Annotated in this window: 30 protein-coding genes and 1 other RNA gene; all 31 read right to left on the bottom strand. The window is 31.0% G+C overall.

Annotated features, from left to right (window positions below):
* Positions 1-4 precede the first annotated feature (4 nt).
* Positions 5-835, bottom strand: a complete 831-nt coding sequence (locus M1R53_RS03780) for a polyprenyl synthetase family protein (protein ID WP_249243127.1) — start codon at positions 833-835, stop codon at positions 5-7.
* Complete coding sequence (gene xseB, locus M1R53_RS03775) at positions 822-1,127, bottom strand: exodeoxyribonuclease VII small subunit (protein WP_249243126.1); 306 nt, start codon at positions 1,125-1,127, stop codon at positions 822-824. The genes M1R53_RS03780 and xseB overlap by 14 nt, the downstream gene beginning before the upstream one ends.
* On the bottom strand, positions 1,111-2,451 hold the full coding sequence (gene xseA, locus M1R53_RS03770; RefSeq protein ID WP_249243125.1) for an exodeoxyribonuclease VII large subunit: 1,341 nt from the start codon (positions 2,449-2,451) through the stop codon (positions 1,111-1,113). The genes xseB and xseA overlap by 17 nt, the downstream gene beginning before the upstream one ends.
* Positions 2,444-2,851: a transcription antitermination factor NusB gene (gene nusB, locus M1R53_RS03765; RefSeq protein ID WP_249243124.1), complete on the bottom strand. Its 408-nt coding sequence runs from the start codon at positions 2,849-2,851 to the stop codon at positions 2,444-2,446. The genes xseA and nusB overlap by 8 nt, the downstream gene beginning before the upstream one ends.
* 58 nt (positions 2,852-2,909) lie before the next feature.
* Entirely contained in the window at positions 2,910-3,266 is a 357-nt protein-coding gene (locus M1R53_RS03760; RefSeq protein WP_019213478.1) for an Asp23/Gls24 family envelope stress response protein, read from the bottom strand.
* An 8-nt stretch (positions 3,267-3,274) separates the two neighbouring features.
* Positions 3,275-3,619: a CD1247 N-terminal domain-containing protein gene (locus tag M1R53_RS03755; protein ID WP_249243123.1), complete on the bottom strand. Its 345-nt coding sequence runs from the start codon at positions 3,617-3,619 to the stop codon at positions 3,275-3,277.
* Between the two features lie 12 nt (positions 3,620-3,631).
* The gene (gene efp / locus M1R53_RS03750) at positions 3,632-4,189 is read right to left on the bottom strand and encodes an elongation factor P (protein ID WP_019213476.1); all 558 of its coding nucleotides are present in this window, start codon (positions 4,187-4,189) and stop codon (positions 3,632-3,634) included.
* Between the two features lie 105 nt (positions 4,190-4,294).
* Positions 4,295-5,104, bottom strand: a complete 810-nt coding sequence (locus M1R53_RS03745) for a hypothetical protein (RefSeq protein ID WP_249243122.1) — start codon at positions 5,102-5,104, stop codon at positions 4,295-4,297.
* A complete protein-coding gene (locus M1R53_RS03740) occupies positions 5,101-5,574 on the bottom strand; it encodes a hypothetical protein (protein ID WP_249243121.1) in 474 nt (157 codons plus the stop codon). Before M1R53_RS03740 ends, M1R53_RS03745 begins: the two co-directional genes overlap by 4 nt.
* Positions 5,549-5,899 carry a type II secretion system protein gene (locus tag M1R53_RS03735; protein ID WP_249243120.1) on the bottom strand — a complete coding sequence of 117 codons (351 nt, stop codon included), beginning with the start codon at positions 5,897-5,899 and terminating at the stop codon, positions 5,549-5,551. The genes M1R53_RS03740 and M1R53_RS03735 overlap by 26 nt, the downstream gene beginning before the upstream one ends.
* A complete protein-coding gene (locus M1R53_RS03730; protein WP_249243119.1) occupies positions 5,886-6,308 on the bottom strand; it encodes a hypothetical protein in 423 nt (140 codons plus the stop codon). Before M1R53_RS03730 ends, M1R53_RS03735 begins: the two co-directional genes overlap by 14 nt.
* Positions 6,301-7,023, bottom strand: coding sequence for a hypothetical protein (locus M1R53_RS03725; RefSeq protein WP_249243118.1), 723 nt, complete (start codon positions 7,021-7,023; stop codon positions 6,301-6,303). Before M1R53_RS03725 ends, M1R53_RS03730 begins: the two co-directional genes overlap by 8 nt.
* Complete coding sequence (locus M1R53_RS03720; RefSeq protein WP_249243117.1) at positions 7,020-7,616, bottom strand: hypothetical protein; 597 nt, start codon at positions 7,614-7,616, stop codon at positions 7,020-7,022. Before M1R53_RS03720 ends, M1R53_RS03725 begins: the two co-directional genes overlap by 4 nt.
* Positions 7,613-8,053 carry a prepilin peptidase gene (locus tag M1R53_RS03715; protein ID WP_249243116.1) on the bottom strand — a complete coding sequence of 147 codons (441 nt, stop codon included), beginning with the start codon at positions 8,051-8,053 and terminating at the stop codon, positions 7,613-7,615. The genes M1R53_RS03720 and M1R53_RS03715 overlap by 4 nt, the downstream gene beginning before the upstream one ends.
* 9 nt (positions 8,054-8,062) lie before the next feature.
* On the bottom strand, positions 8,063-8,443 hold the full coding sequence (locus tag M1R53_RS03710; RefSeq protein WP_070598783.1) for a prepilin-type N-terminal cleavage/methylation domain-containing protein: 381 nt from the start codon (positions 8,441-8,443) through the stop codon (positions 8,063-8,065).
* A 15-nt stretch (positions 8,444-8,458) separates the two neighbouring features.
* Positions 8,459-9,703 (bottom strand): type II secretion system F family protein, encoded by a 1,245-nt coding sequence (locus tag M1R53_RS03705; protein ID WP_249243115.1) that lies wholly within the window; start codon positions 9,701-9,703, stop codon positions 8,459-8,461.
* A complete protein-coding gene (locus M1R53_RS03700) occupies positions 9,666-10,802 on the bottom strand; it encodes a GspE/PulE family protein (RefSeq protein WP_249243114.1) in 1,137 nt (378 codons plus the stop codon). Before M1R53_RS03700 ends, M1R53_RS03705 begins: the two co-directional genes overlap by 38 nt.
* Positions 10,795-12,030 (bottom strand): peptidase U32 family protein, encoded by a 1,236-nt coding sequence (locus M1R53_RS03695; protein ID WP_249243113.1) that lies wholly within the window; start codon positions 12,028-12,030, stop codon positions 10,795-10,797. Before M1R53_RS03695 ends, M1R53_RS03700 begins: the two co-directional genes overlap by 8 nt.
* Before the next feature lies 1 nt (position 12,031).
* On the bottom strand, positions 12,032-12,673 hold the full coding sequence (locus M1R53_RS03690) for an O-methyltransferase (protein ID WP_249243112.1): 642 nt from the start codon (positions 12,671-12,673) through the stop codon (positions 12,032-12,034).
* Complete coding sequence (mltG, locus tag M1R53_RS03685) at positions 12,666-13,694, bottom strand: endolytic transglycosylase MltG (protein WP_249243111.1); 1,029 nt, start codon at positions 13,692-13,694, stop codon at positions 12,666-12,668. Before mltG ends, M1R53_RS03690 begins: the two co-directional genes overlap by 8 nt.
* Complete coding sequence (locus tag M1R53_RS03680) at positions 13,694-14,185, bottom strand: QueT transporter family protein (protein ID WP_019214781.1); 492 nt, start codon at positions 14,183-14,185, stop codon at positions 13,694-13,696. Before M1R53_RS03680 ends, mltG begins: the two co-directional genes overlap by 1 nt.
* Positions 14,186-14,214: 29 nt before the next feature.
* Positions 14,215-14,546, bottom strand: an RNA gene (rnpB, locus tag M1R53_RS03675) — RNase P RNA component class A.
* Positions 14,547-14,594: 48 nt separating this feature from the next.
* Complete coding sequence (locus M1R53_RS03670; RefSeq protein ID WP_249243110.1) at positions 14,595-15,362, bottom strand: Nif3-like dinuclear metal center hexameric protein; 768 nt, start codon at positions 15,360-15,362, stop codon at positions 14,595-14,597.
* Complete coding sequence (locus M1R53_RS03665; RefSeq protein WP_249243109.1) at positions 15,349-16,032, bottom strand: class I SAM-dependent methyltransferase; 684 nt, start codon at positions 16,030-16,032, stop codon at positions 15,349-15,351. Before M1R53_RS03665 ends, M1R53_RS03670 begins: the two co-directional genes overlap by 14 nt.
* A complete protein-coding gene (gene rpoD / locus M1R53_RS03660; RefSeq protein ID WP_249243108.1) occupies positions 16,032-17,285 on the bottom strand; it encodes an RNA polymerase sigma factor RpoD in 1,254 nt (417 codons plus the stop codon). The genes M1R53_RS03665 and rpoD overlap by 1 nt, the downstream gene beginning before the upstream one ends.
* A gap of 17 nt (positions 17,286-17,302) precedes the next feature.
* Positions 17,303-18,685: a DNA primase gene (dnaG, locus tag M1R53_RS03655; RefSeq protein WP_346428871.1), complete on the bottom strand. Its 1,383-nt coding sequence runs from the start codon at positions 18,683-18,685 to the stop codon at positions 17,303-17,305.
* A gap of 14 nt (positions 18,686-18,699) precedes the next feature.
* Positions 18,700-19,029: a CHC2 zinc finger domain-containing protein gene (locus tag M1R53_RS03650; protein ID WP_249243107.1), complete on the bottom strand. Its 330-nt coding sequence runs from the start codon at positions 19,027-19,029 to the stop codon at positions 18,700-18,702.
* Entirely contained in the window at positions 19,026-20,045 is a 1,020-nt protein-coding gene (locus M1R53_RS03645; RefSeq protein WP_428979553.1) for a deoxyguanosinetriphosphate triphosphohydrolase, read from the bottom strand. The genes M1R53_RS03650 and M1R53_RS03645 overlap by 4 nt, the downstream gene beginning before the upstream one ends.
* Entirely contained in the window at positions 20,041-20,862 is an 822-nt protein-coding gene (locus M1R53_RS03640) for a pyruvate, water dikinase regulatory protein (RefSeq protein ID WP_249243105.1), read from the bottom strand. The genes M1R53_RS03645 and M1R53_RS03640 overlap by 5 nt, the downstream gene beginning before the upstream one ends.
* Positions 20,863-22,947: a glycine--tRNA ligase subunit beta gene (gene glyS, locus M1R53_RS03635; protein ID WP_249243104.1), complete on the bottom strand. Its 2,085-nt coding sequence runs from the start codon at positions 22,945-22,947 to the stop codon at positions 20,863-20,865.
* Positions 22,937-23,827 carry a glycine--tRNA ligase subunit alpha gene (gene glyQ, locus M1R53_RS03630; RefSeq protein ID WP_249243103.1) on the bottom strand — a complete coding sequence of 297 codons (891 nt, stop codon included), beginning with the start codon at positions 23,825-23,827 and terminating at the stop codon, positions 22,937-22,939. The genes glyS and glyQ overlap by 11 nt, the downstream gene beginning before the upstream one ends.
* Between the last annotated feature and the right edge of the window lie 10 nt (positions 23,828-23,837).

Genomic DNA, 23,837 nt, shown 5'->3' with positions numbered 1-23,837 from the left:
ATAATTATTTAATTAATTCTAATGAGTACTTTGTTGTTTCGTAATTAAGCTTTGCTTGAAGCGCCTTCATCTTCTTTAAATTTTCTTCAAGTATCTCTTTTGCCTCTTCAAGTGAATGAAACTTAAGTATATTATTGCCATCTATCTCTTTATTTTCTTTCAAATCATCTAGGTCGTCTTTTATTTGAAAGCTCATTGCGAATAAACGTGAGAAGATTAAAACATTTTTCATTGTATCTTCATCTTTATCAGCTAATATACATGGAACTAGAAAAGCTATATTAAAAAGTCTTCCTGTCTTATTAAGTATCATCGTTTTATAATCATCGTAAGTATATTCGCCTATATCGCCACTCTCCATGCGAATGTCTTCTGACTGGCCAAGTATCATGCCTTTAACGCCTGATGACCTATACATATAGCTCATTGCTTTTAAAATGTTTTTATTATCATTGTCTCTAAGCTTGTGAGCTAAATACTCCATTGACAAGTTCAAAAGCGCGTCGCCACACAAAATTGCATTTGCCTCGCCATATTTTTTATGAACTGTGAATTTACCGCGTCTATAATCATCGTTATCCATAGCTGGCAAATCATCATGAACTAAGGAGTAATTGTGTATTAACTCAAGCGCAACCGCAAAAGCATTTACAAGTCTTTTATCAAGTTCTAGCTCGCTTCCAAGGCTATGTAGAATAAATGGCCTAAGTCTCTTGCCTGCGTCGTATGAAGCATATTCTATGGCCTCTGAGATGACGTCGTCATTAAGATATGGCTTTAGCTCCATAGGGAGTCTCTTATCAAAGTTTTCCTTGAATGTATTAATATTCATCATCGTCGTAGTCCAAATCGTCGTCGTGTGCTTCGCCAAAGTCTTTGAATGAGTCAATGGTTTCAAAATCATTGTCCTCAACATCATAATCAATCTCTTTTGATAGATTTAAATCGTCTATCTCAATCTTTTTGATCTTCATCTTAGCTTCGCTTAATTTTTTATTCAATTCTTTATAAAGTTTTACCGCTTTTTCAAATTCATCTATGCTTTCATCTAAACTTAGCTCTTGACTTTGTAGTTTTTCAAGAATATCGTCTAAGTTATCTAATGTTTTTTCATAATTTAATGTCATTATTTACCTCCAACACATGAGCTTTAATACTGCTATTGTACGACTTAATAAATATATCCGAGCCTACTTTTATATCATTAGCATCTTTTATGGTTTTATTATCTAAATCACTTACTAAGAAATAACCTCTTCTTAAAGTCTTGTAAATATCGTTAATAGTAAGCCTTAGCTTAAATTTTTGTAAATCTTCTGTCATTGCGCTTAGCTTGTTATTCATAGCTTGATTGATATTGACAATTCTCTTCTCAATAGTGTTATTCGCTTCATCTATCCTTTTGCTAACTGATGAATAAATTAGCCTTGAAGCGAGCATATCGACTTTTTTCTCTTTAAAATAAATGTACTTATCCATCTCTTTTTTAATTAATATCATAAGATTATTTGTCTTTGAATAAAAATTATCAATTAGAGTCTTGGTATTCAAGCTATTAATCAAATCTCTTTTGTTTTTTAAATTGCTTTCTTCACTTGAAATATAGTGATTCATTAAAAAACTTATCTGTATTATGCTTTGATCTAGTAAATCTGGTAGTTCATAGTAGTACTTTGATATAATTTCAGCCGCTTCTGATGGTGTTGCACATCTTTTGTCTGCTACAAGGTCTGCTATAAAGCTATCTATCTGGTGGCCAATTGCTGTCATTACAGGTATCTTGGATGCAAATATCTTTCTCGCCATGCTCTCATCGTTAAAAACTGCTAACTCTTCGTAACTGCCACCGCCTCTTGCGATGAGTATCAATTCAACATCATTCTTTTGGTTAAAATAATCAAGTCCCCTATTGATATTAGCTACAGCCATATCCCCTTGAACGAAGGAATCATATAGAATTATGTCAATCATATTGGTCCTTCGTCTAAGCACCTTGACTATATCTCTAAAGCCTGCGCTCGTTGATGAAGCGATGAGACCAAGCCTTCTTGGATACTTTGGTATTTCTTTTTTATGCTCTTCGTCAAATAGGCCTTCTTTTTCAAGCTTTTCAAGCGTTTTTCTAAACTCTCTTTTAAGTTTACCTATGCCAAGCTCTTCCACATAGTCAACATTGATCTGATAGGTGCTGTTTTGGTCGTAAGTCGAAATCTTTCCCTTGATAAAGACCTTCATGCCATTTTCAAGCGTAATCTCTTCTTCATTTTTATAACAGTAAAATGCACATTTAATCTTAGAGCTCTCATCTTTAATCAAAAAGTATAAGTGTCCCGAATTATTTTTCTTATAATCCGCTACTTCGCCCTCAACATATATCTCCTGCAAAAGAAAATCATTTGCCAAAACATCCTTTATGTAGTCGTTAAGGCCAGTTACAGTGAATTTATTCATTATAATAATTCCTTACGTAGTCGCCTAAAATTGCATTTATAAATTTATATGAGTTATCGTCTGAGAAATTTTTAGCAATTTCAACTATATCGTTAATAATAATTTGATAAGCAATATCTTGTTCTATAATAATTTCAAAGATGGCAAGCCTTAATAAGCTTCTGTCAATGTATGATAGTCTTTCAAGCTTAGCATCTTTTAGAACACTCTTTAACTCTGTATCGATTTTTTCTTTATTATCAATAAAATTTTCTACTCTCTTTGCTAATTTGATTTTATTCTCATCACTTATCTCAAGCGTTTCAAAAAATCCATCTAAATCATTAACCGTGCTGTATTTATTAAGATCAAGCTGATATATTGAATTCATTAAGTTTAATCTTGTCTTATCGTATGACATATTATCCCTCACTTAGTCTTTAAAAAAACTCCAGCGCAATTACTGGAGTTTAATCAAATTATTTATTAGCCTTTGGTGCTTCTTTAACGCCTTTTACATAAACGTTAACTTGTATTACATGTATGTCAGTCATCTCTTCAACAGCTGTTTTTACACTTGATTGAATATCGTATCCAACCTTGTCAATCTTTGAGCCGTATTCGATGTCAACATATATGTCAATTATGCATCCTTCTTCACTGCTTTCAATTTTAATTGGTTTATTAAAATTTTTTACTCCTAATAAATCAGTAATGTTCGATCCAATACCTGCTGATAATGAGCAAACATGTTCAACTTCGCAAGTTGCCTTGCTAGCTATAGTTGCTATAACATCATCAGAAATATTAATCTTTCCAATATTGTTATTTTCCATATATTACTCTACTTAGAGTCTTCCTCCTCATCTTCATCTGGATATTCGAAATAATCATTGTCATCATAATCGAAGTCATAATCATCATCGAAATCGTAGTCATCGTCATCATCATAATCTTCGTAATCATCGCCATATACATCATCTTCTAAGTATGAAAGATCTTCATCAACTTCGAAGATGTAGTCTTCTAGGTCTTCAATTGCAACTTCGTTGTCGCAAACTGTTTCAGCCATCTCATCTAGTATGTCAATGATCTCACTTAAAATCTTTTCTTCTTTGCTTTCTTCATTCAAGCCTAAGCCTTCTGCAAGTCCCTTTAAATAAGAAACTCTCTTTGATAGTTCGTACATTTTTCTACCTCCTTAAACTCTTGATAAATATTCTCCACTTCTTGTGTCAATTTTAATTCTATCACCAATATTAACAAATAGTGGTACATTTAATGTAAAGCCTGTTTCTACAGTAGCTGGTTTAGTTGCTCCAGTAGTAGTGTTACCTTTAACACCAGGTTCTGTTTGAGTAACTTCTAGTTCAACAAAGTTTGGTGCTTGAACTGAAAATGCTTTTCCCTTGTAGAATCTGATAACTGCTGTGTCATTTTCTCTTAAGAATTGAATTGCTTCACTAACTTCGTCCTTGTTTAGTGGAAGTTGCTCATATGTTTCATTGTCCATAAAATAGTAAAGTGCATCATCATTGTAAAGATATTGCATTTCCTTTGTTTCTAATTGTGCGTCGTTAAATTTTTCAGTTGGGTTAAATGTAAGTTCCTTTGTAGCACCACTAAGAACACTTCTGATAGTTGCTCTAACAAAAGCTGCTCCTTTTCCTGGCTTTACATGTTGGAATTCCAAAACTTGATAAACGTCTCCATCCCATTCGAATGTGGCGCCATTTCTAAAATCACTTGCTGATAACATATATTTCCTCCTATATTATAATCTAAGTCTATTATATCAGTAATTTTGTAATTTAACAAGTATTTTTTTAATAATATTAATATTTTTATATAAAAAGTCGAAGCATTAATAGTTCGACTTAGTAAGTTTAATTATTCCCTTGTATTTTTTACAATTTTTATACGTAGTATTAAGTGAATTTATATAATTAAGTTTAGAATTGTTTTCAATGTCAATCACTGTTCCATAGATATCGCTATCGCCATCTATATTTAGCTTGCCATTTATGATTATTAATCCTACGAAATCTACCATACCATGTATATTTATATCGCCTTCAATAATTAATATTCCTGAGCCAATAATATTAGCTTTGATATCATGCTCGCTAGAATCTTGTGATATTTTTACTATGGCATCTCCATAATCAAAATATTTTGCTCTTTCATTTTTATTAGCAAAATAATTATTTATCTCTTCTACAGTAAATTCTTGCATTTCATTTTCTTTAATTAAATTTAAAAAATCTTCTTTTTCTTTCTTTGTTATATGATCATTTAAAAATATTCTGTTGAGAAGTGAATATTCTGTCTCTTTAATCTTTTCTTTATTATTTGGCATAAGCTCTGAATAATTAACCACTATTGCGCTATTTTTTGTTACATCATTAAGAGAGATTTTTACTTTTTGTCCTTCAAATACTGAGTAATCTTTATTTATAATATCACTTATGTCGCCGCCATTGAGATAAGTGGCTTCTATGTCTTTAGTAATTATATTTTCTACAGATTCTTTATTATAAATAAATTGTTTCATCTGAGACCTATTCTTATACATCATTCTTTCAATGCTAACGTATTCAAAAAGATAAATCAAAAGAGCTGTTAGCAAAAACATTATAGATAAAACGACCAAACTTGCGCTGCCCTTCTTCATTTTATCACCTCTACGTCATTTGTGCTGAAAATCTTTTTATATTCCTTGTCCTTAACTTTTATCTGCATAATAATGATGCCATCATATTCATTATATGTAAAAGAAATATCTTCTACATCGTTTAAAAAGTATGTTATTCCTGTCAATTTAGTTCCGGCGACTCTTTTTATTTTAGCATTGCTAATGATGTAATCGCAGGACTTAAGACCACTTTTATTTTTATTTTCAAAATGTATGGAATCGCTCTTGACGCTTACAGTGCTATATAGAGTAAAATCATTTTCCATAAATGAAAAGAATAGATTGATATCATCTTCACTTTCAAGATTTTTTTCATATCTTTGAGAAAAGCTTGTAAAATTTTTTAAAAGTGAACTCGCCTCAAAAAGCACTAATGATAAAAGAAATAGTGCCATTACAAGCTCTATTAAGGACTCAGCTCTCTTATTTGATGATCTGATATTCTTCATAAGTATTTCCTTCTTTATCATTAATGTATAGTGTAAATGTATATAGACCGCCTGTATATGCTTCTTTGACAAGATTAAATTTAGTATCTTCGCCTAAATTTGCTTTTATCTTATCAGTAATTGCATATACATCGTTAGATTCATCTGATCTAAGTATCTCCATAGCGTTGCTTGCAAAATTATCGGCTTGTCTAAGTTTTTTATTATCTTTTTCCAAAGCCATAAAATTTTTCAAAAAAATAGACAGAAAAAGTATAAAGCAAGAAAGTATAGCAAAAGAAACTACAATATCTAGCATTGTAAGCGCTTTTTTATATTTCTTCATACCTAACCTGTCCTCCAACCGCTGCAATTATTACTTTATATTGTTTTTTAGAATTTTTTGATAGTACAATTGCATAAAATTTTTCCATAAAACTTTTTGTTCCACCTTCACTAGTGAAATAAAAATGCTCCTTAGACTGAAATTTAAGATGTTTAAGCTTATAAACTTTTTTAAACTTATTTGCATCTGTAATAATAATTTCATCATCATCCAAAACTATATCGATGTCCGCGCCTTGCATTATAGCGCTAAGCCTTGACTTTTTAATTATTTGAACAATATTTTTCATCTCTGCTCTTTCGCTATATTTAGTAAAATGCAAATAAGCTAGTATAAACATCGATATGATTAATGCTGCCACACATAGAGAAATAACTGTATCGATGTATGTAAATCCTTTTTTATTCATAATCAATCTCACCTATAGATAGATAAAAAGCCTTCTTAACATCGCTAATAAACTCAATTGATACAATACTTGAACCCTTTAGCTCCTTTCCAATATAGAAATATTTAAAATCTGACGCGCCGCTTAAGTTTATTTCTTTAATTTGACCATCTTTAATTATTTTTAATTTCGCATCACTACAGCCATTAAAATCAATTTTTACATATTCTTTATTTATAATAGCTGAGCTATTTGGAGTTAAAATTATATTAGAGCCTTCATTATTAGAATAAATAATATTCTTCTCATCTTCATAATAAAGACTAGCATTGCTAGAAGACCACTTTTCTTTTATTGAATTTTCATTGCCTGCATCTAGTACTATTGCCTCAGCGTCATACTCATCTATGTCATCAATAAAACCAGCATCTTCGTTCATTAAATCAAAAGGATCTTCATCGTAATCTTGATAGTTTGGAATAAAGCTAGTGCTTGTAGACATCAAAACCTTATTAATTATTTCATTTTTGCTTATATTATTTAGCGTATCATCATGCTTTGCAATATTTATTTTTTTGGCTCTTTTAAGATGTGATTCATTCTTTTCACTAGTAAGAGTAAATCTCTTCTTAATCTCACTTTTTTCATAATTAGGCATTTCTTTGTTTGCCTTTAAAAATAAATTTGCTATTATTAGTAATGTTATAATTATGCCTTTATTTATGTACTTTCTCATCTAATAAACCTCATAATTAACAATAAAAATAAAGCTAGAATAGTGATGTCTAGCGCGATATTTATAAATAAAGATGTATTAAACTTGCTCTTATATTTTGGGCTTATTAATTCAAATAAATCTCTAAGATATACAAGATTTTCCGCTTCTTCTAATTTTTTTGTCTTTAAAAGTACAAGTACCTTGCCATCTGTATTATTTGCTTGATTTAATAAATAATTTTCAAGCTGCTCACTATCTAAATTATATAAATTAATATCAAAACCGGTTCTTTCATAAGAAGCACTTATCTCGTCATACTTATATAGAGCCTCATCTGTAATCATTTTTGAAATCTTATAATCTTTCAAATTTAATGCTAATAAATCAATTTTGTTTAAACTGCTGATATATTCAGATAAATCTTCATCATAATCATTAATTTTTAACAAAGATGTGTCCTTGTTCAAATATTTATTGTCTTTAAATTTTTTAAATAAATACTTAAGGCTAGCTTTTTTATCAGTATCATCATAGTTAATTTTTTCTGCAATTTTAATTTTATTATTATTAAGTAAAATATATGATGAATCAATATACATAATATTTTTCATAGGATCTTCTCCTTAAATAAATCAAAGAGCATAATAATTAAAAACGCAAAACTTATATATGGAACAAGTCTAACTGCTCTATCATTTTTCTTATTGACATGATTTTTGATAAGATTTACAATTATTGCGCTTATGGTAGAAATTATTATTAAAATTAAATACTTTTGAAATGAAAATATCATAAAAAGCAAAATATATAGATCAACGTCTCCATCGCCAATATATTCTATATACTTATCCTTAAAAATATGCGAAAGAAATAAAGCTAAGTATATCAGACCTATCTTTATATATGAAAGATTTGTTGATATCGCAATAGCTGAGACTATAATTATTAATAAATAGAAATAAAAATTATTGTACTGAGCTTCTTTTATATCTTTATAAGAAATATATAAAAGTATAAGTGTTAGAACTGTATATAAAGCTATGAGCATTGATATATCTTATTCGCCTGTTGTCTTCTTAGCTTCAACTTTATCTGGGCTAACTTTTATTACACCGTTGTCATCAACAGTAACTGTATATATCTTACTATCATTTCCAGTTCCTGCAGGTATTGATGAAGGCACCTTAACATCATTCTTTAAGTAGCCTTGCTTGAATAAAACTTCCGATGTAACGCTCTTTTCTTTAGGAAAATCTGTAAAATATAATAAAGCAACTGAACTTACTTGGTCAACATTTGCATTATGCGCAGTTCTTTCAGCGCTTGTCTTGATTGCTTTATAAGCTGGTATTGCAACAGCAATAAGTATAGCAACTATAGCTATAGAGATGATTATCTCTACAAAAGTAAATCCTTTTTTCATTTTACACTTTTTCATAAGAACTTCCTCCCTCTATGAAATAATACTTGTCATTGAATCATACATTGGCTTAAATACCATTAAAAGTATCAGCATTATAACTAGTCCCATAATTATGGTCATTATTGGCTCAATTGAGTTTACAAATTTATCAAGTCTTCTCTTTAAATCTCTCTTGTATAGCGACAAGACATTTTCGATGATCTCGGCTAAATTTTCTGCTTCATATCCAGTTATGAGTATGGTCTTTACATCGTCTAAGAATATATGGCTTGAATCAAGCACATTATGAAGCGTCTCTCCTTCGTTTAGCATCTTAGTCATTCTTTCAAATTCTTTCCTTAGATATATAAGATCAAAATTTTTTGAAAAGAAATCAAATATCTCATTTATTTTGCTTCCTGATCTAAGCATGCTAAGCATGTAATATAAAATTCTGTAGTTTATCCTTGTCTTGTATAAGCCATTTTTCGATTCTAGTAAATATCTTTGCTTTACATATAAGTAGCCATCGTTTTTATTTAGTATAGCAAAGGCAATAAATAATATTATTATACCAAGTATATAATATATATAATTATATTTGATGGAATTACTTACAATAAGTAAAAGTTTTAGACTATCTGGCATCAAATTCATGTCATTATCAAAAAGATATGAAAACTGTGGAACTAAAAATACTATAATCATGATAATAAACGCTAGTAAAGCCGCCATTAAAAATTTTGGTTTTATCATTATATTGTTTATGGTATTTTTATACTCTTCTTGTTCATAAAGATTTTCACTTATCTCAAGAATTTGCTCTGAGAGGTCTTTTGAGTTTTTGCTTGATTTTATATGCTCAGACTTTTCAGCTATTCTTAAACTAAGTAATGATAAATTATCAAGTATATCAAGCTTTGCTAATATCTCTGACAAGGTAAAGCCGTGCTCAATAAGCTCCTTAATTAATGGATAATAATTTTTCAATGGATCACTTAGAGCTGATGAGTTTTGATACATTTGCTCCAAAATCTGAGGTAAATTATTACTTATTTTAAGATTGAAAGCAATTATTCTAAAAAAATTTGCTATGTGCTTTTTACTAACATTATTTATCTTAAAAATTCTATATATTTTAGCAGGCCTAAAATATTTTACATCCATGAAATCTATTTCTTTTTCTTTAGATTTTTGAAAAGCTTCATAAATATTTTTTGCACTTATGCTTTCAGATTTATTATTTTCAAAAATTATTTCAAATTTCATTGATGTCGCCTTCTTTGAACTCTTCATAAGTTTTCTCGTCTATAAACTTATGTTCAAGTAAGTAATTTATCGAGTCTTCAAAGCTAACGTAATCAGAAAGCTTTTTCATTTCATTATAAATTTCACTGCTTAGCTTAGTATTATTCTTTAGTAATAGGTCTCTTATCTTATCATTGATAAGCATTATCTCGAAAACAGCAATTCTGCCAAAGTATTTGTCGCCATCATCCTCAAAATCTATGTCTTCATAAGATGACTTTAATCGCTTAACAAGTCTTTGATTTATTATGGCGTTTAATGAAGTAAATAAATACGAAGCCTCTACATCCATCTCTAATAGTCTGTTAATGCTAGTTACAGGGCTCATACTATGAAGAGTCGTAATTATTTTGTGACCAGTTAGAGAAGCTCTTACAGCTATCTGTGCAGATTCTTCGTCTCTTATTTCGCCAATGGCTATGACATCAGGGTCCTGTCTTAGTATGGCCCTAAGTGTATTTGCAAATGTTATATCTTTATAATCATGTATTTCAATTTGATCAATATCATTAACTCTATACTCAACAGGGTCCTCAACGCTAACAATACTTAGACGCTTTTTATCTAAGTTATTAAGCATAGTGTACATAGTTGAGTTTTTACCTGATCCAGTTGGTCCAGTTATTATAGTCATTTGATATTTATACTTAACAATCTTATTAAATAATTCTTTTGCTTTCTCTGACAAACCTATATTGTCAATAGTAAACATCTCTTTATTGTTTAGAATTCTAATACAAATTTTCTCTCCATATATAGCATCGATAAAGGAAACTCTTAGATCAACATCGCCATGGCTAAATCTTCCGTCTTGTGGTGCAAATTTAATCGCAGTATCACACTCAGACTTAATTTTAATTATATTGACAATGTTTTGATAAGCATTTTTATTAATCTTTTTAAAAAACACAAGTTCGCCATCAATTCTAAGTCTAATCAATATATATTTATCATAAGGTTCAAAATGTATATCGCTAGCTCTATTATTAATGGCGTAGTCAATTGTATTTTTAATAAATTCTTCAGCTTTACTACTTTGTATCTCTAGTATGCCCTTATCGTCATATAAAGAAGATAATTTATTCATTTGCCTTCCTTCTAATCATATAATTATATTCGACTTTTTTATCATAAGGTATATATGCTTCCTTCATAGGTGTGTTTATATTATCTACCTCATTCATGTTCTCGTCATAAATTTTATTTATGGTAAATTTATCATAAAATTTTGGTCCAAATATCTCTACTTCGTCTCCGATGGAGAATTTATTTCTCTCTTGAACCTTCATAAGCTTTTTATCTTCATCGTAGTCTAAAACTCTTGCAATGAAGTCATACAGCCTAATATACGAAGAGTTGTCATAAGTTAGTGACGCTTCCTTAACATCTCCAAAGAAGAATGCTGTAGTAAAGTCTCTGTGACTAACCTTCATTATCTCTTCTAAATAAATGTTATTGTCTCTATTGTATTTATATTTTTCAATATCTTCATAATAATCATCTATAGCTCTTCTATATTGATTAATGACTGTAGCAACATAGTATTCAGACTTTACTCTACCCTCGATTTTGAATGAATCAACCCCAGCTTCAATTAGCTCTGGAATATAGTTAATCATGCAAAGATCCTTTGAGTTCATGATGTATGATCCTTTCTCATCTTCTGTTATAGGATAGTACTCGCCAGGTCTTGTCTCTTCCATAAGATAGTATTTATATCTGCATGGATGAGCGCAGTCGCCCATGTTAGCACTTCTTCCTGTCATGAAGTTTGATAAAAGGCATCTACCCGAGTAGCTCATGCACATCGCTCCATGGACAAAGGCTTCAATCATGATGCTATCTCTTACTTCGTCCTTTATTTCTTTTATTTCCTCTAAACTTAATTCTCTAGCAAGTATAACTCTATCTGCTCCAAGACTCTTCCAAAACTCAACTGTAGCAGTATTTGTAATATTTGCTTGAGTACTTATATGAATTTCTTTACTTGGCGCAAGAGTTTTAACTTTTTGAAATATACCTGGGTCTGAGACTATAAAAGCATCTACGCCAGCCTCATCTAAACTTTGTATATACTCATCAACACCTTCTAAGTCTTTGTTGTGCGATATAACATTAAGTGTTAAATAAATTTTTTTGTCTAAATCATGAGCAATTTTAGTTGCTTCTTTTATATCATCTAAACTAAAATTTTTAGAAGCAGTTCTTAAACCTAGCTTGTCTCCAGCTAAGTAAACAGCATCAGCTCCATATTGTATAGCAGTTTTAAACTTTTCTAAATCACCTGCTGGTGCTAGTAATTCTACTTTTTTCATCTTACTCCTTCCTTAAAAGCAATAAGCCGTCGTGAACAGTAAGTAAACTTGCTGTGAATCTCTTATCGCTTTTAACATCTTCTATAAATTTTTTTAAATTCTTTATTATAGTTCTATATCTTTTATTGTCTTCATCTTTTGCCACAAAGCCTCTAAATAAAATATTATCTATAAGTATGAGAGCGTTGTCTCTTGTTAAATCATATACTAAGTTTAAATACTCTTCATATTGTGATTTATTCGCATCAATGAAGCAAAAATCAAATTTTTCTTCTTTATCCATAGATTTCAATGCGCTTATAGCATCGTCATTGATAGCTTTTATTTTATTATCCGTATCATATTTCTTAAGATTTTCTTTTAATATCTTAAAAGTTTCCTCATCTTTTTCTATGGTTAATATATTAGCATCTGATGCTTTGGACATAATTAAAGACGAATAGCCTATAGCTGAACCTATCTCTAAAATATTTTTAGGCTTAATAATTTTAAGCAAAAGCTCTATAAATCTTGCCACATCTTGTGAAACAATAGGCACTCTATTATTTTCAGCATAATCAACAAGCTCTTTAAAATTCTCTCTTTCAGAGGAAAAATTTTCTATATATTTAAAAACATCCTCATCTATAAATTGACTAATCATTGTTGCTCTTGTAATCCTTTTTATCATTTAAGAACTTATTATAATCAGAAGAGAAATTATGTGCGCCGTCTGAGCCAGGTTTAACTACAAAGTATAAGTAGTCAACATCAGCTGGATGAAGACTTGCAACAATCGATGCTTCACCAGGATTACAAATAGGTGCTGGAGGGAGTCCATCATGTGTATATGTGTTGTATGGTGAGTCAATCTTTAAGTCTTCGTTTGAAAGCTTTGGCTTTCTTTCGCCAAGCGCGTATTGAATTGTAGCGCATGATTGAAGCCTAATGTTTTTATCAATTCTATTTAAAAATACCTTTGCTATGATAGGTCTTTCTTCTTCAAGTTTAGCTTCTCTCTCTACAATTGAAGCTAAAGTGATAAGCTTATTTAAATCATCAACTTCAGAGCTAATTTTGCTATAAATATTATTAAAAGCATTAAGCATCATAGTTATGATTTCCTCGCTGCTTGATCCCATAGCAATATCATAAGTTGCTGGGAATAAAAATCCTTCTAAAGTTTCATTATTTATATTAGATAAAAATTCATACTTTTCTTTATATTTATCAACATTTTTGCATTCATTTAAAAAGTCTTCACTAGAGACTAATCCTTTTTCCTCAAGTCTTTGCGCAATACGAGTAAGCTCAAAGCCCTCTGGTATTGTTACTTTAACAGTTTCGCCCTTTGGAGCTTCTCCTTCACCAGCTATAATATTCGCAATTTCTAGCAAAGTCATAGATTTTTTCACCTTAAAAGTACCGCTCTTTATGTGTTTTTCAAGATCATTGTCTTTAAGCACATCTTTAAAAGCAGTTCCATTTCTAATTATTTTTTTATCATAAAGCTCTTTCGCTACATAAGAAGCGCCACTGCCTTCTGGTATCTCTATAGTATATTCAGTGTCGTCATTAGGGTCATAAGGCTTATACATCCATGATACACATGAGTTTATCTTCCATATAATCGCAATAAGTATAAATATTAATACAGTTATTGTAATTATTCTTCTTTTTTTCATTAAATCACCTTTTTAATTCTTTTATCGTAAATATAATAAATTAATGATCCAAATACTGCAACACTTATTGCTTCTCCGCCCATGATTCCTAAAACTGTAGTGAAATATGGTATATTTGAGAAATATGATACCCAGATTGATACTAAAAATCCATTTAATATAATAGGTGGTAGCATTGCTAAGTATTTAGATTTTGATTTTCTTGTTAAATAAGCTGCAAGTAATGTTACTAAGCTTCCGCATATAATATCTATCATGCCATAACCTGACATAAATGATAAAAATATGTTAGAAATTAAGCATCCTACGAAAAGTCCAGGTACAGCTGCAGCCTCCATTAGAGGAAGAACTGTAAGTCCTTCGGCTAATCTTAATTGTATTGGTCCAAATGTCAATTGTTGAAATGGTAATACCGTTTGTAAAAGTATTAGTATTGTGTAAAGTGTGGCGATTATCGCCGCTTTTGTAATAGTGTTTGTTTTTGTTTTCATTTAATAGCTCCCTTGCTGAAAATTTTATGTAAATGAGTAAACCTATAAGCCGTGTTCTGTATTAGATGGTTATCTATCTAGTTTTAGTGTTACCACTAAAATCAAGCAACTTACCTTACAGGAGGTTACGAGCAATAACCTTTGACCCTTGTTTGTTTTGCTCCGAATGGGGTTTACATGTCACCTTTAGTCGCCTAAAAGTAGGTAGTCTCTTACACTGCCTTTCCACCCTTACCAATAATGGCGGTTTATTTCTGTTGCACTATCCTTGAAGTCGCCTTCACTGGACGTTATCCAGCATTCTGCTCTATGGAGCACGGACTTTCCTCATGCCTAAGCACGCAACCATCTGGTTTACTCATTACAAATTTAATTATACTACAAAAATTATAAAAATTCTATAATATTTCTATAAAATTTCAATATTATCAGTAAATGATGAGAAATTTTTAATTATTTCTATGTCTCTAAAATTCTTTTTAAGAATATCTTCCATAATGTTTACAAAAGCAGATTCACTGCTGTTGTGATCTTGCATGATTAGATTAATCTTTGCATTTCTTAGTGCCTGTACGTCATGATAACCTAAATCTGATGTAACAAGTGTATCTGGCATAGACTCAAGAACATTGTCTAAAAAATCTTTGCCGCTACCATTTAAAATCATTATTTTAGTATTTTTATCGTTATTCTTATAAACTTGTATATACTTTGCCTTATTAATATTTTTTATTTTTTCAGCTAAAGTATTTAAAGATAAATCGCTAATTTCTCCTCTTATCCCATAACCTAAATCATCATCTACTTTTATGGCAAAGTCAGTGTTTTTCATTTTTAATTCATCTTCATAAAATTTATAAAAGCCTACTCTTTGTATATCAAAAGAAGTGTGAGCACTATAATAAACTATGTCATTCTTAACCATCTTTTTAATAAGCTTAGAGCTAGCGCTCATGTCAATCTCTTTTATTTCCTTAAAAATTAAAGGATGATGCGTTATGACCATATCCACATCATCCAGTTCATTAATATTATCATATAAGAGATCAACGCTTAAATAAATTTTATTAATATCTTCTTTGTCGGCATCTATAATCAATCCTGAATTATCCCAAGGCTCTGCGTGCTCCTTTGGGAAGATGCTTTCTATTGTTTCAATAATTTTATCTTTTTTCATTGATCTTCTCCATGTATTGTAAAATTTTATTTAATTCTTCGTTTAGTTCATTATATTTTATTAAGTTTTTCTCTTTATTAATATTTTTTAAAATATTCTTAATGTTTTTGACTTCATTGTCATAATAAACTTTTAAAAAATGAACGTCATTAACATCAAAGTTTACAGGAAACTTATAGTCTATAATATTGGTTTCCTTGTTACTTAGCTCATAGAGCCTATAGTACTTATCTTTTTCTATAAAAAGACGCTCCTTTTTTATAAAAAAGCCATTTTCTTTAAAATATTTTCTAATATTTGAGCCTTCGCCCATAGCTTGCAAAATGATATTACTAAAGAATCTTACTTTTTCAATGCTTGTATTAAGTATAGATATTATAGTTTCTTCACCCATACCAGCGATTAAAAGAGTATCGTACTCACTTGTATCAATATTAGCTAGTCCATCACTTACAATGAATTTAACTTTGTCTTTATACTTTTCTCCTGATAAAAGCATCTGAGCCTTTTCTAGTGATTTTTCGCTAATATCGCTCTCTATAACTTTATCAATTGTATTTGAGTCTAAAAGCATCTTAGCAATGTAGCCGTGATCACAGCCAACATCCACTAGTGACGAGCCTTGTTTAACTGATTTTGCAATCTCAATTAATCTATATGAATAATTCATTATAGTTCAAGGAAGTCTCTTAGCTTTTTAGATCTACTTGGATGTTTTAGCTTTCTTAAAGCCTTTGCTTCAATCTGTCTAATTCTTTCTCTTGTAACATCAAATGCTTGACCAACTTCTTCAAGTGTTCTTGTTCTGCCGTCATCAAGGCCAAATCTTAAAGCTAATACTTTTCTTTCTCTATCTGTAAGAGTATCTAAAACTGTGATTAATTGCTCTCTAAGCATAGTGTTTGTCGCCGCGTCCGATGGTGAAAGTATTTCTTCGTCTGGAATAAAATCTCCTAAGTGAGAATCTTCTTCTTCGCCAATAGGTGTTTCAAGCGAAACTGGCTCTTGAGCAATCTTTTGAACTTCTCTTACCTTTTCTACATCCATGTTCATAAGTTCAGCAACTTCTTCTGGAAGTGGGTCTCTACCAAGTTCTTGAACCAATTGTCTTTGTGCTCTAACAAGTTTATTTATAGTCTCTACCATGTGAACAGGTATTCTAATTGTTCTTGCTTGGTCAGCTATGGCTCTTGTTATTGCTTGTCTAATCCACCAAGTAGCATAAGTACTAAACTTAAAGCCTTTTTTATGCTCGAATTTATCAACTGCCTTGATTAAACCCATGTTTCCTTCTTGAATTAAATCCAAAAATTGCATGCCTCTACCAACATATCTCTTAGCAATACTTACCACTAGTCTAAGATTTGCTTCTGCCAATTGATCTTTGGCTCTTTCATCGCCTTCTTCAATCCTCTTAGCAAGATCAACTTCCTCTTCAAATGTAAGTAATGGTATACGGCCTATCTCTTTAAGGTATGTCCTTACTGGATCATCAGTTATGATGACTTTATTTTTCCCTTTTTCTTTAATTGCCTCAAGTTTTTCTTCTTTGCTCAATTCTTCTTCAAAAGACCTTATCTCGTCTAAATCAATATTTTCATCATCATCTTCTTCATCTATATCAAAATCTTCATCTATAAGAATGTCTTGGTCCTCATTTTCTTTTGAATCAATAATACTTACTTGAGCCGCATCCAATGCATCATAGAAAGATATTACCTCATCCTCTGTTACATCGAATTTATCAAGGCCATCTTCAATATCTTTGTAGTTGACAAAACCTTTTTGTCTTCCTTCATTAAGAAGATCATACATTGCCTGTCTTTTTTCTTCACTCACGTTGTCATCAATAATCTTTATTGCCTCATCATTTAGATTTTCTTTTTGAATTTTATTTGCCTTAGTATTCTTCGCTTTTTTCATAAGAACACTTCCCTTCATCATTCATTATCACGGTGCTTTTTTATTAATTTTAAAAGCTCCATGGCATCACCTTTGCCATCACTAATTTGACTCAATAAATCGCTTACATAGTTCTTTGATTTTAGCTTTTCTCTTTTTTCTAATAATTCTTTGAGATTAGTATAAGCAGATTCTTCAGATTTCTTTCTAATACTATCAATCTCCAAAAGCGCATTTTCTTTATCAGCTATATCAAAGTCATCAAGCTCTATATCGGCATTGCCCTCGTATTTGGACTTCAGTAGTGGCATATTAATTTTAAACACTTTACTATAATTATCTATAGAAATTTCCTTATTTATATATTTAAAATATTTAATATCTGCTAAAGCATATATCAAAAGATTCTCATCGATAATTTCTATATCTAATTTTTTAATTTTTGGTACCTCTGGTACAGTATATTTCTCTTTATACTTGTTAACGTATTTTGTTTTTGAGACTTGATTTGTCAAAAGACTTTTATCTATAGAGTAGACTCTTGAAATATAGTCTATGTAAATCTCTCTTTCAATCTTATCATTTATCTTTGATAATAGATTTGAAATTTCATTTATAAGCTGAAGAAGACTTTCTGGGTCGTTGACATCATAAAGCTCCATAAGCTCAGAAACTTCATACTCTACTGAATTTTTTGCTTCATTTAATTTTGCCGTAAATCCTGCAAGGCCATATTTTTTAATAAAATCATCTGGATCAAGGCCCTCTGGTAGTGTGACCACATTTGACTTTGCGTCTATGGACCTAAGTATCTCTATAGCCTTGTGAGTTGCGTTCTTGCCTGCTTTATCGCCGTCGTAGCAAATGTAAATCTTTTTTGCATTTCTCTTAAGCAGATTAGCTTGGTTAATCGTAAAGGCTGTGCCAAGATTAGCTACAGCATAATTAACACCTGCTTGATAAAGACTCATTACATCGATATTTCCTTCAACTAATAAAATCTTATCTCTATCTGCTTCTTTTTTATATATATTGTAACCAAATAATAATTCTCTTTTCTTAAACACAATATTTTCGCTTGTGTTTAGATATTTAGGCATACTGTTATCAAGGCTTCTAGCACTAAAGCCAAGAACATGGTTATGTGAATCAACTATAGGAAATACTAGTCTATTTCTAAAAGTGTCATAAGAGCTGTCTTTGCCTTCTTTTCTCTTAGCAAGGCCTGCTCTTATAATAAATTCTTCATTATATCCTTTGCTTAATAAATAATCTTTAAGTGCTGTCCACTCGTTTGGTGCATAGCCTAGTTGATATTTTAAAACAGTATCTTTATTTAATTTTCTCTTCATCAAATAGTCAATAGCAATTTTTGACTTAAGTATTTGATTTTGAAAGAAATCAAGAGCTGTTTTATTGATATCATAAAATTTCTCTATGAGATCATTTTCAGTTTTTTTTTAACTGAAGCTTCTTGAAGAGTTATATTTGCTCTATCTGCAAGATATTCAACTGCTTCTTGAAAAGAATAATTTTTATACTTTTCTATGAAAGTAATAACGTCCCCAGCTTCTCCGCAACCAAAACATTTGTAGTAGCCGTCTTTGCTATTAACATGGAAAGAAGGAGTCTTTTCCTTGTGAAATGGGCACAAGCCAGTATAAGATGTACCTTTTTTCTCAAGTTTAATATTTTCTCCGATTACATCTTCTATGTTATTAAATTCTTTAATTTTATCAATGACTGCTGCATTAATTACTTTCATTTTATAACCTCACTCTTCCAAGTTTGTGGTACATATATCTTGTTAAACTCATTAATCGCGTATATATCAGACATTCCTGCGATGTAGTCACAAATTTGTTGATTTACGCTTGCTTGTATCTCTTTAATATTGTCAGGTAATTTATCAGGATGCTCTTCGTAGTAATCATATAGCATTGATATTAAACTTTTTGCTTTATTATGCTCTTTAGTAGTAAGCGGGCTGAAATAAACCTCTTTGAACATAAAAGCTCTTAAGGCTTCCATCGCCTCGCCTATCTCATTAGACATGGCAATATGATTTTGTCCGTAGCTTTCCTTTAGTATATCTGTAATAAGTGTATTTATTCTTTTTGAGTGTGAATCACCTAAAATTTCTATTAAATCTTTTGGTATATCTTTTTCCGCTAGTATTCCTGCTCTGATAGCATCATCTATGTCATGATTGATATAAGCGATTCTGTCTGCAAATTTAACCAATTTTCCTTCAAGTGTAAAAGCTTCATTTTGACCGCTGTGATTAAGTATACCATCTCTTACTTCTTCACAAAGATTTAGGCCAAACTTACCATTTCTCTTCTCAAGTACATCAATTACTCTTAAGCTTTGCTCATAGTGCTTGAATCCTCCAAATTCCTTACATCTTTCATTAAGAGCGCTCTCGCCAGCATGGCCAAATGGTGTATGGCCTAAGTCGTGGCCTAAAGAAATGGCTTCAACAAGGTCCTCGTTTAGTCTTAAAGCTCTCGCTATGGTTCTAGCAATTTGGCTAACTTCTAGTGTATGAGTAAGTCTTGTTCTAAAGTGATCTCCTTGTGGCGCTAAGAATACTTGTGTTTTATGTTTAAGTCTTCTAAACGCTTTTGAGTGAAGTATTCTGTCTCTGTCTCTTTGAAAATCAGTTCTAATATTGCACTTTTCCTCTTTAATCTTTCTTCCCTTTGTGTCTGAACACTTACAAGCATATTCAGAAAGGTAAGAATTTTGAAAAGCCTCGTAATTTTCTCTAAAATTAATCATCAATCTCACCAAAGTCCCTAGTTAAGCTATCAATAATGATAGAAGCTGTTTCTTCTATAGCTTTATTTGTAACGTCAATAACTTGGCAGCCAAGCTTGTCCATGATTTCCTTAGAATATCTAAGCTCTTCATTAATTCTGTCTGTACAAGCATAGTTGCCTATGTCTTCGATTCCTAAGGACTTCATTCTCTCGACTCTAATTTCATTAATCTTTCTATCAGAAGCTATTAAACCGAAAATTCTTCTTTTGTCCTTATCATATAAAAATTCGCTCGGTTCTATCTCAGGAAGTAGCGGAACATTGGCTACTTTGTAATTTTTATTTGCTAAATACATAGAAAGCGGTGTTTTAGACGTTCTAGATATACCTAGCAAAACTACATCCGCTAAGATTATACCTCTTGGGTCCTTGCCGTCATCATATTTAACTGCAAATTCTATGGCAGAAACTTTGTCAAAATACTCTTGATCGAGTCTTCTGATTAGTCCTGCTTCTCTAATAGGCGCTTGATGTAATACTGATTCAATAGATTCCAAAACTTTACTCATTACATTAACTGTAGGTATATTGTACTTTTTTCCTAAAGCTTCAATATATTGGGCGTGCTCTTCAAGTACAGTAGTAAAAATAACTACTGAAGGAACAAGTTTTGCCTTTTCAAAAACATTAAATATCTTGTCTTTGCTATCGACATAAGGGAATCTCTTAATCTCGTAAGCATCTGGAGAAAATTGCTTAATACATGATCTTGCAATCTTACCAGCTGTTTCGCCTATAGAGTCTGAAATTACAAATATAGTTATATCGTTCAATTAAATCTCCTCTATTTCTTTAAAATCTAATACAGAGTTAAATTCATTAAGAACTAGTGATATCAATGAAAGTCTGTTGTTTTTTATAAGTTTGTTGTCAACTAAGACCATAGTTGAGTCAAGGAACTTATCGATGCTAGACTTAAATCTTGCAAGCACCTTAATTGCTTCAACTATATCTATCACGGTTAAATTAATATTTTTAGTCTTTAAATCTGAATATAAATTAAATAATTCTTTTTCGCTTTCTTCCATGATATCTTGATTAGGGTCAACTTTTTCGAATTCTTTACCTTTAGATATTTGATATATTCTTCTAAATGCAGCTATCGCATCAACAAATTCATTGCTATCTTTAATGCTATCAAGTTTAGCAAGACTTTGTTTTATATTTAATAAATTTAAATCTTTATTTTTATTCATAACTGCTTTTATTAAATTTATATTATAATTATTATCTTGTAATATACCTATAAATCTTGTTTCTATATAGTCTAGAACGCTCTTCTTTACTTCATCATAGTCAAATTTAAGCTCATTAACATTAACATAGTTATATAAAGTTTCTTCAACTAGTGAATCGATAGATATATCCAAAGATTTTTCTAATACTATATTAATAATACCCAAAGTAGCTCTTCTTATACCAAATGGGTCTTGTGATCCGCTTGGCTTAGTGCCAATTGAGAATAATCCTGAAATAGTATCAAGTTTATCAGCCATTGCAAGTACAACACCGGCAGTTGTTGTTGGTAGCGAGTCTTGAGCAAATCTTGGTAAATAATGCTCATAGATTGCTTCTTGAACGCTTACTGGCTCGCCTGATAATTTCGCGTAGATCTTACCCATAACGCCTTGTAATTCAGTAAATTCAACTACTAGCTTTGTAGCAAGGTCTGCTTTAGAAAGATATGCAGCTCTCTTAGTAGTTTCAAGAGTTTCTTCGCCTACGTTTAAGTCATTGCAAATCTTTTCAGAAAGTTTCATATTTCTTATGGTCTTATCATAAAGCGTTCCTAATTTATCTTGGAATACTATTGTTTTTAAATCTTCAACATAGTCTTCAAGATTTTTCTTTCTATCTTCATTGAAGAAAAATTTTGCATCTTCAAGTCTAGCAGCAAGAACTTTTTCATTGCCCTTTCTAACTATGTCTATATATTTGTCATCACCATTTCTAACTGTGATGAAATGATTCATAAGTCTGTTCTTCGAGTCAACTACTGGGAAGTATCTTAAGTGATCTTTCATTGGTGTGATAACTACTTCGTCTGGAAGCTCTAGATATTGATCCTTAATTGTTCCAAGTAGTGGTGTAGGATACTCAACTAGATTATTAACTTGATCAATAATCGCATCATCATTTTGTATTGATCCACCAACTGATTTTGCTAGTCTTTCTGATTCTAGTCTTATTCTAGCCTTTCTTTCGCTGTTATCAACAATAACAAAGCTATCTTCCATAATCTTCATATAATCATGAGCATCTGGTATTTCAATGTCTTTCCTTGACAAGAATCTATGGCCATTTGTTAAATTTGATACTCTGATATCTTCTAAATTAAATTTAACAACTTTATCATTGTAAAGTGAGACTATCCATCTGATTGGTCTAGCAAATCTTAAATCTCTTCCGCCCCATTTCATTGATTTAGGGAAAACTATCTTTCTTATAATGCTTTCTACGTTCGCTTCAATAAGCTCAGTAAAGCTTAAACTCTTGTGCTCAACAGATGCAAATACATATTCTGTTCCGCCTAATTCTTTATAAAAGATGTCATCAAAGCTTAGACCTTTTGATTTTAAAAATCCTTGAAGAGCTTTGCTAGGATTACCATCTTGGTCAAAGCATATAGCTTTAGATGGTCCCTTTATCTCTTCTTTTTCAATGCTTTCATTTTCAATGATATTGTCAATTATAGTTGTAATTCGTCTTGGTGTTGTATAAACATTAACTTCAAAGTCTTTATATGAGTTTTCATTTAATAATTTTTCAAAAGCATTTTTAAATTGTTCTATAGCTAATTTTGAGTAGCTAGCAGGTAGTTCTTCCATGCCTACTTCCAATAAATATCTATTTGCCATTATTAAAACCTACTTTCTTAGTAAAAGGAAATCCCATCTCTTCCCTTTGCTCTACATATTTACTTGCTATCAGCTTAGCTAAGCTTCTAACCTTTAGTATATAATTTGCTCTTTGTGAAACGGATATAGCTCCAAGCGCGTCAAGCACGTTAAATGTGTGTGAGCACTTAAGTACATAATCATAAGCTGGAAGTATAAGTCCTTTCTTGATAATTCTTTTGCATTCAGCTTCATATCTTTCAAACATTTCTTGTAATAAATCTTTGTCAGCAAGTTCAAAACTATATACAGAATGCTCGTACTCAGCCTTTTTGAATATGTCTCCATAAGTAAAGTTTTCGTTCCATTGTATATCATATACATTGTCAACATCTTGTAAATACATAGCTATTCTTTCTAGTCCATAAGTTAATTCTGAGGATTCTAAATCTAAATTAAGTCCACCAACTTGTTGGAAATATGTGAATTGAGTTATTTCCATCCCGTCAAGCCAAACTTCCCAGCCTAGTCCCCACGCTCCAAGTGTGGGTGATTCCCAGTTGTCTTCAACGAATCTTATGTCGTGTTTCAATGGGGCTATGCCTATTGCTTTTAAGCTGTCTAGATACAAATCTTGCACATCGTATGGCGATGGCTTAAGAATTACTTGTAATTGATGGTGTTGATAGACTCTGTTTGGGTTTTCACCATATCTTGCGTCTGCTGGTCTTCTTGATGGCTCTACATAAACAACTCTCCATGGTTCAGGTCCAAGTGACCTAAGGAATGTGTGTGGATTCATCGTTCCTGCGCCTTTTTCAACGTCATAAGGCTCCATTACTAAGCAGCCTTTATCCTTCCAATAATTTAGTAGATTCATCATTAAATCTTGAAAATACATTTTTTCCTCC

The organism is Fenollaria massiliensis, from assembly GCF_023347705.1.
GTDB lineage: Bacteria > Bacillota > Clostridia > Tissierellales > Peptoniphilaceae > Fenollaria > Fenollaria massiliensis.
The sequence above is the reverse complement of the archived record's forward strand: the minus strand, read 5'-3'. Positions and strand labels throughout refer to the sequence as shown.

Coding starts and splice junctions, on each gene's coding strand:
- M1R53_RS03715 (WP_249243116.1), bottom strand. CDS start 8,053: ATGCTCATAGCTTTATATACAGTTCTAACACTTATACTTTTATATATT.
- nusB (WP_249243124.1), bottom strand. CDS start 2,851: ATGTCATACGATAAGACAAGATTAAACTTAATGAATTCAATATATCAG.
- M1R53_RS03700 (WP_249243114.1), bottom strand. CDS start 10,802: ATGAATAAATTATCTTCTTTATATGACGATAAGGGCATACTAGAGATA.
- M1R53_RS03740 (WP_249243121.1), bottom strand. CDS start 5,574: ATGAAGAATATCAGATCATCAAATAAGAGAGCTGAGTCCTTAATAGAG.
- M1R53_RS03695 (WP_249243113.1), bottom strand. CDS start 12,030: ATGAAAAAAGTAGAATTACTAGCACCAGCAGGTGATTTAGAAAAGTTT.
- M1R53_RS03725 (WP_249243118.1), bottom strand. CDS start 7,023: ATGAGAAAGTACATAAATAAAGGCATAATTATAACATTACTAATAATA.
- M1R53_RS03670 (WP_249243110.1), bottom strand. CDS start 15,362: ATGAAAAAAGATAAAATTATTGAAACAATAGAAAGCATCTTCCCAAAG.
- M1R53_RS03755 (WP_249243123.1), bottom strand. CDS start 3,619: ATGTACGAACTATCAAAGAGAGTTTCTTATTTAAAGGGACTTGCAGAA.
- M1R53_RS03720 (WP_249243117.1), bottom strand. CDS start 7,616: ATGAAAAATATTATGTATATTGATTCATCATATATTTTACTTAATAAT.
- xseB (WP_249243126.1), bottom strand. CDS start 1,127: ATGACATTAAATTATGAAAAAACATTAGATAACTTAGACGATATTCTT.
- M1R53_RS03745 (WP_249243122.1), bottom strand. CDS start 5,104: ATGAAGAAGGGCAGCGCAAGTTTGGTCGTTTTATCTATAATGTTTTTG.
- glyQ (WP_249243103.1), bottom strand. CDS start 23,827: ATGTATTTTCAAGATTTAATGATGAATCTACTAAATTATTGGAAGGAT.
- M1R53_RS03680 (WP_019214781.1), bottom strand. CDS start 14,185: ATGAAAACAAAAACAAACACTATTACAAAAGCGGCGATAATCGCCACA.
- efp (WP_019213476.1), bottom strand. CDS start 4,189: ATGTTATCAGCAAGTGATTTTAGAAATGGCGCCACATTCGAATGGGAT.
- M1R53_RS03730 (WP_249243119.1), bottom strand. CDS start 6,308: ATGAATAAAAAAGGATTTACATACATCGATACAGTTATTTCTCTATGT.
- xseA (WP_249243125.1), bottom strand. CDS start 2,451: ATGAATAAATTCACTGTAACTGGCCTTAACGACTACATAAAGGATGTT.
- M1R53_RS03780 (WP_249243127.1), bottom strand. CDS start 835: ATGATGAATATTAATACATTCAAGGAAAACTTTGATAAGAGACTCCCT.
- glyS (WP_249243104.1), bottom strand. CDS start 22,947: ATGGCAAATAGATATTTATTGGAAGTAGGCATGGAAGAACTACCTGCT.
- M1R53_RS03710 (WP_070598783.1), bottom strand. CDS start 8,443: ATGAAAAAGTGTAAAATGAAAAAAGGATTTACTTTTGTAGAGATAATC.
- M1R53_RS03760 (WP_019213478.1), bottom strand. CDS start 3,266: ATGGAAAATAACAATATTGGAAAGATTAATATTTCTGATGATGTTATA.
- rpoD (WP_249243108.1), bottom strand. CDS start 17,285: ATGAAAAAAGCGAAGAATACTAAGGCAAATAAAATTCAAAAAGAAAAT.
- M1R53_RS03705 (WP_249243115.1), bottom strand. CDS start 9,703: ATGAAGAGTTCAAAGAAGGCGACATCAATGAAATTTGAAATAATTTTT.
- M1R53_RS03735 (WP_249243120.1), bottom strand. CDS start 5,899: ATGAAGAAATATAAAAAAGCGCTTACAATGCTAGATATTGTAGTTTCT.
- mltG (WP_249243111.1), bottom strand. CDS start 13,694: ATGAAAAAAAGAAGAATAATTACAATAACTGTATTAATATTTATACTT.
- M1R53_RS03665 (WP_249243109.1), bottom strand. CDS start 16,032: ATGAATTATTCATATAGATTAATTGAGATTGCAAAATCAGTTAAACAA.
- M1R53_RS03690 (WP_249243112.1), bottom strand. CDS start 12,673: ATGATTAGTCAATTTATAGATGAGGATGTTTTTAAATATATAGAAAAT.
- M1R53_RS03650 (WP_249243107.1), bottom strand. CDS start 19,029: ATGAAAGTAATTAATGCAGCAGTCATTGATAAAATTAAAGAATTTAAT.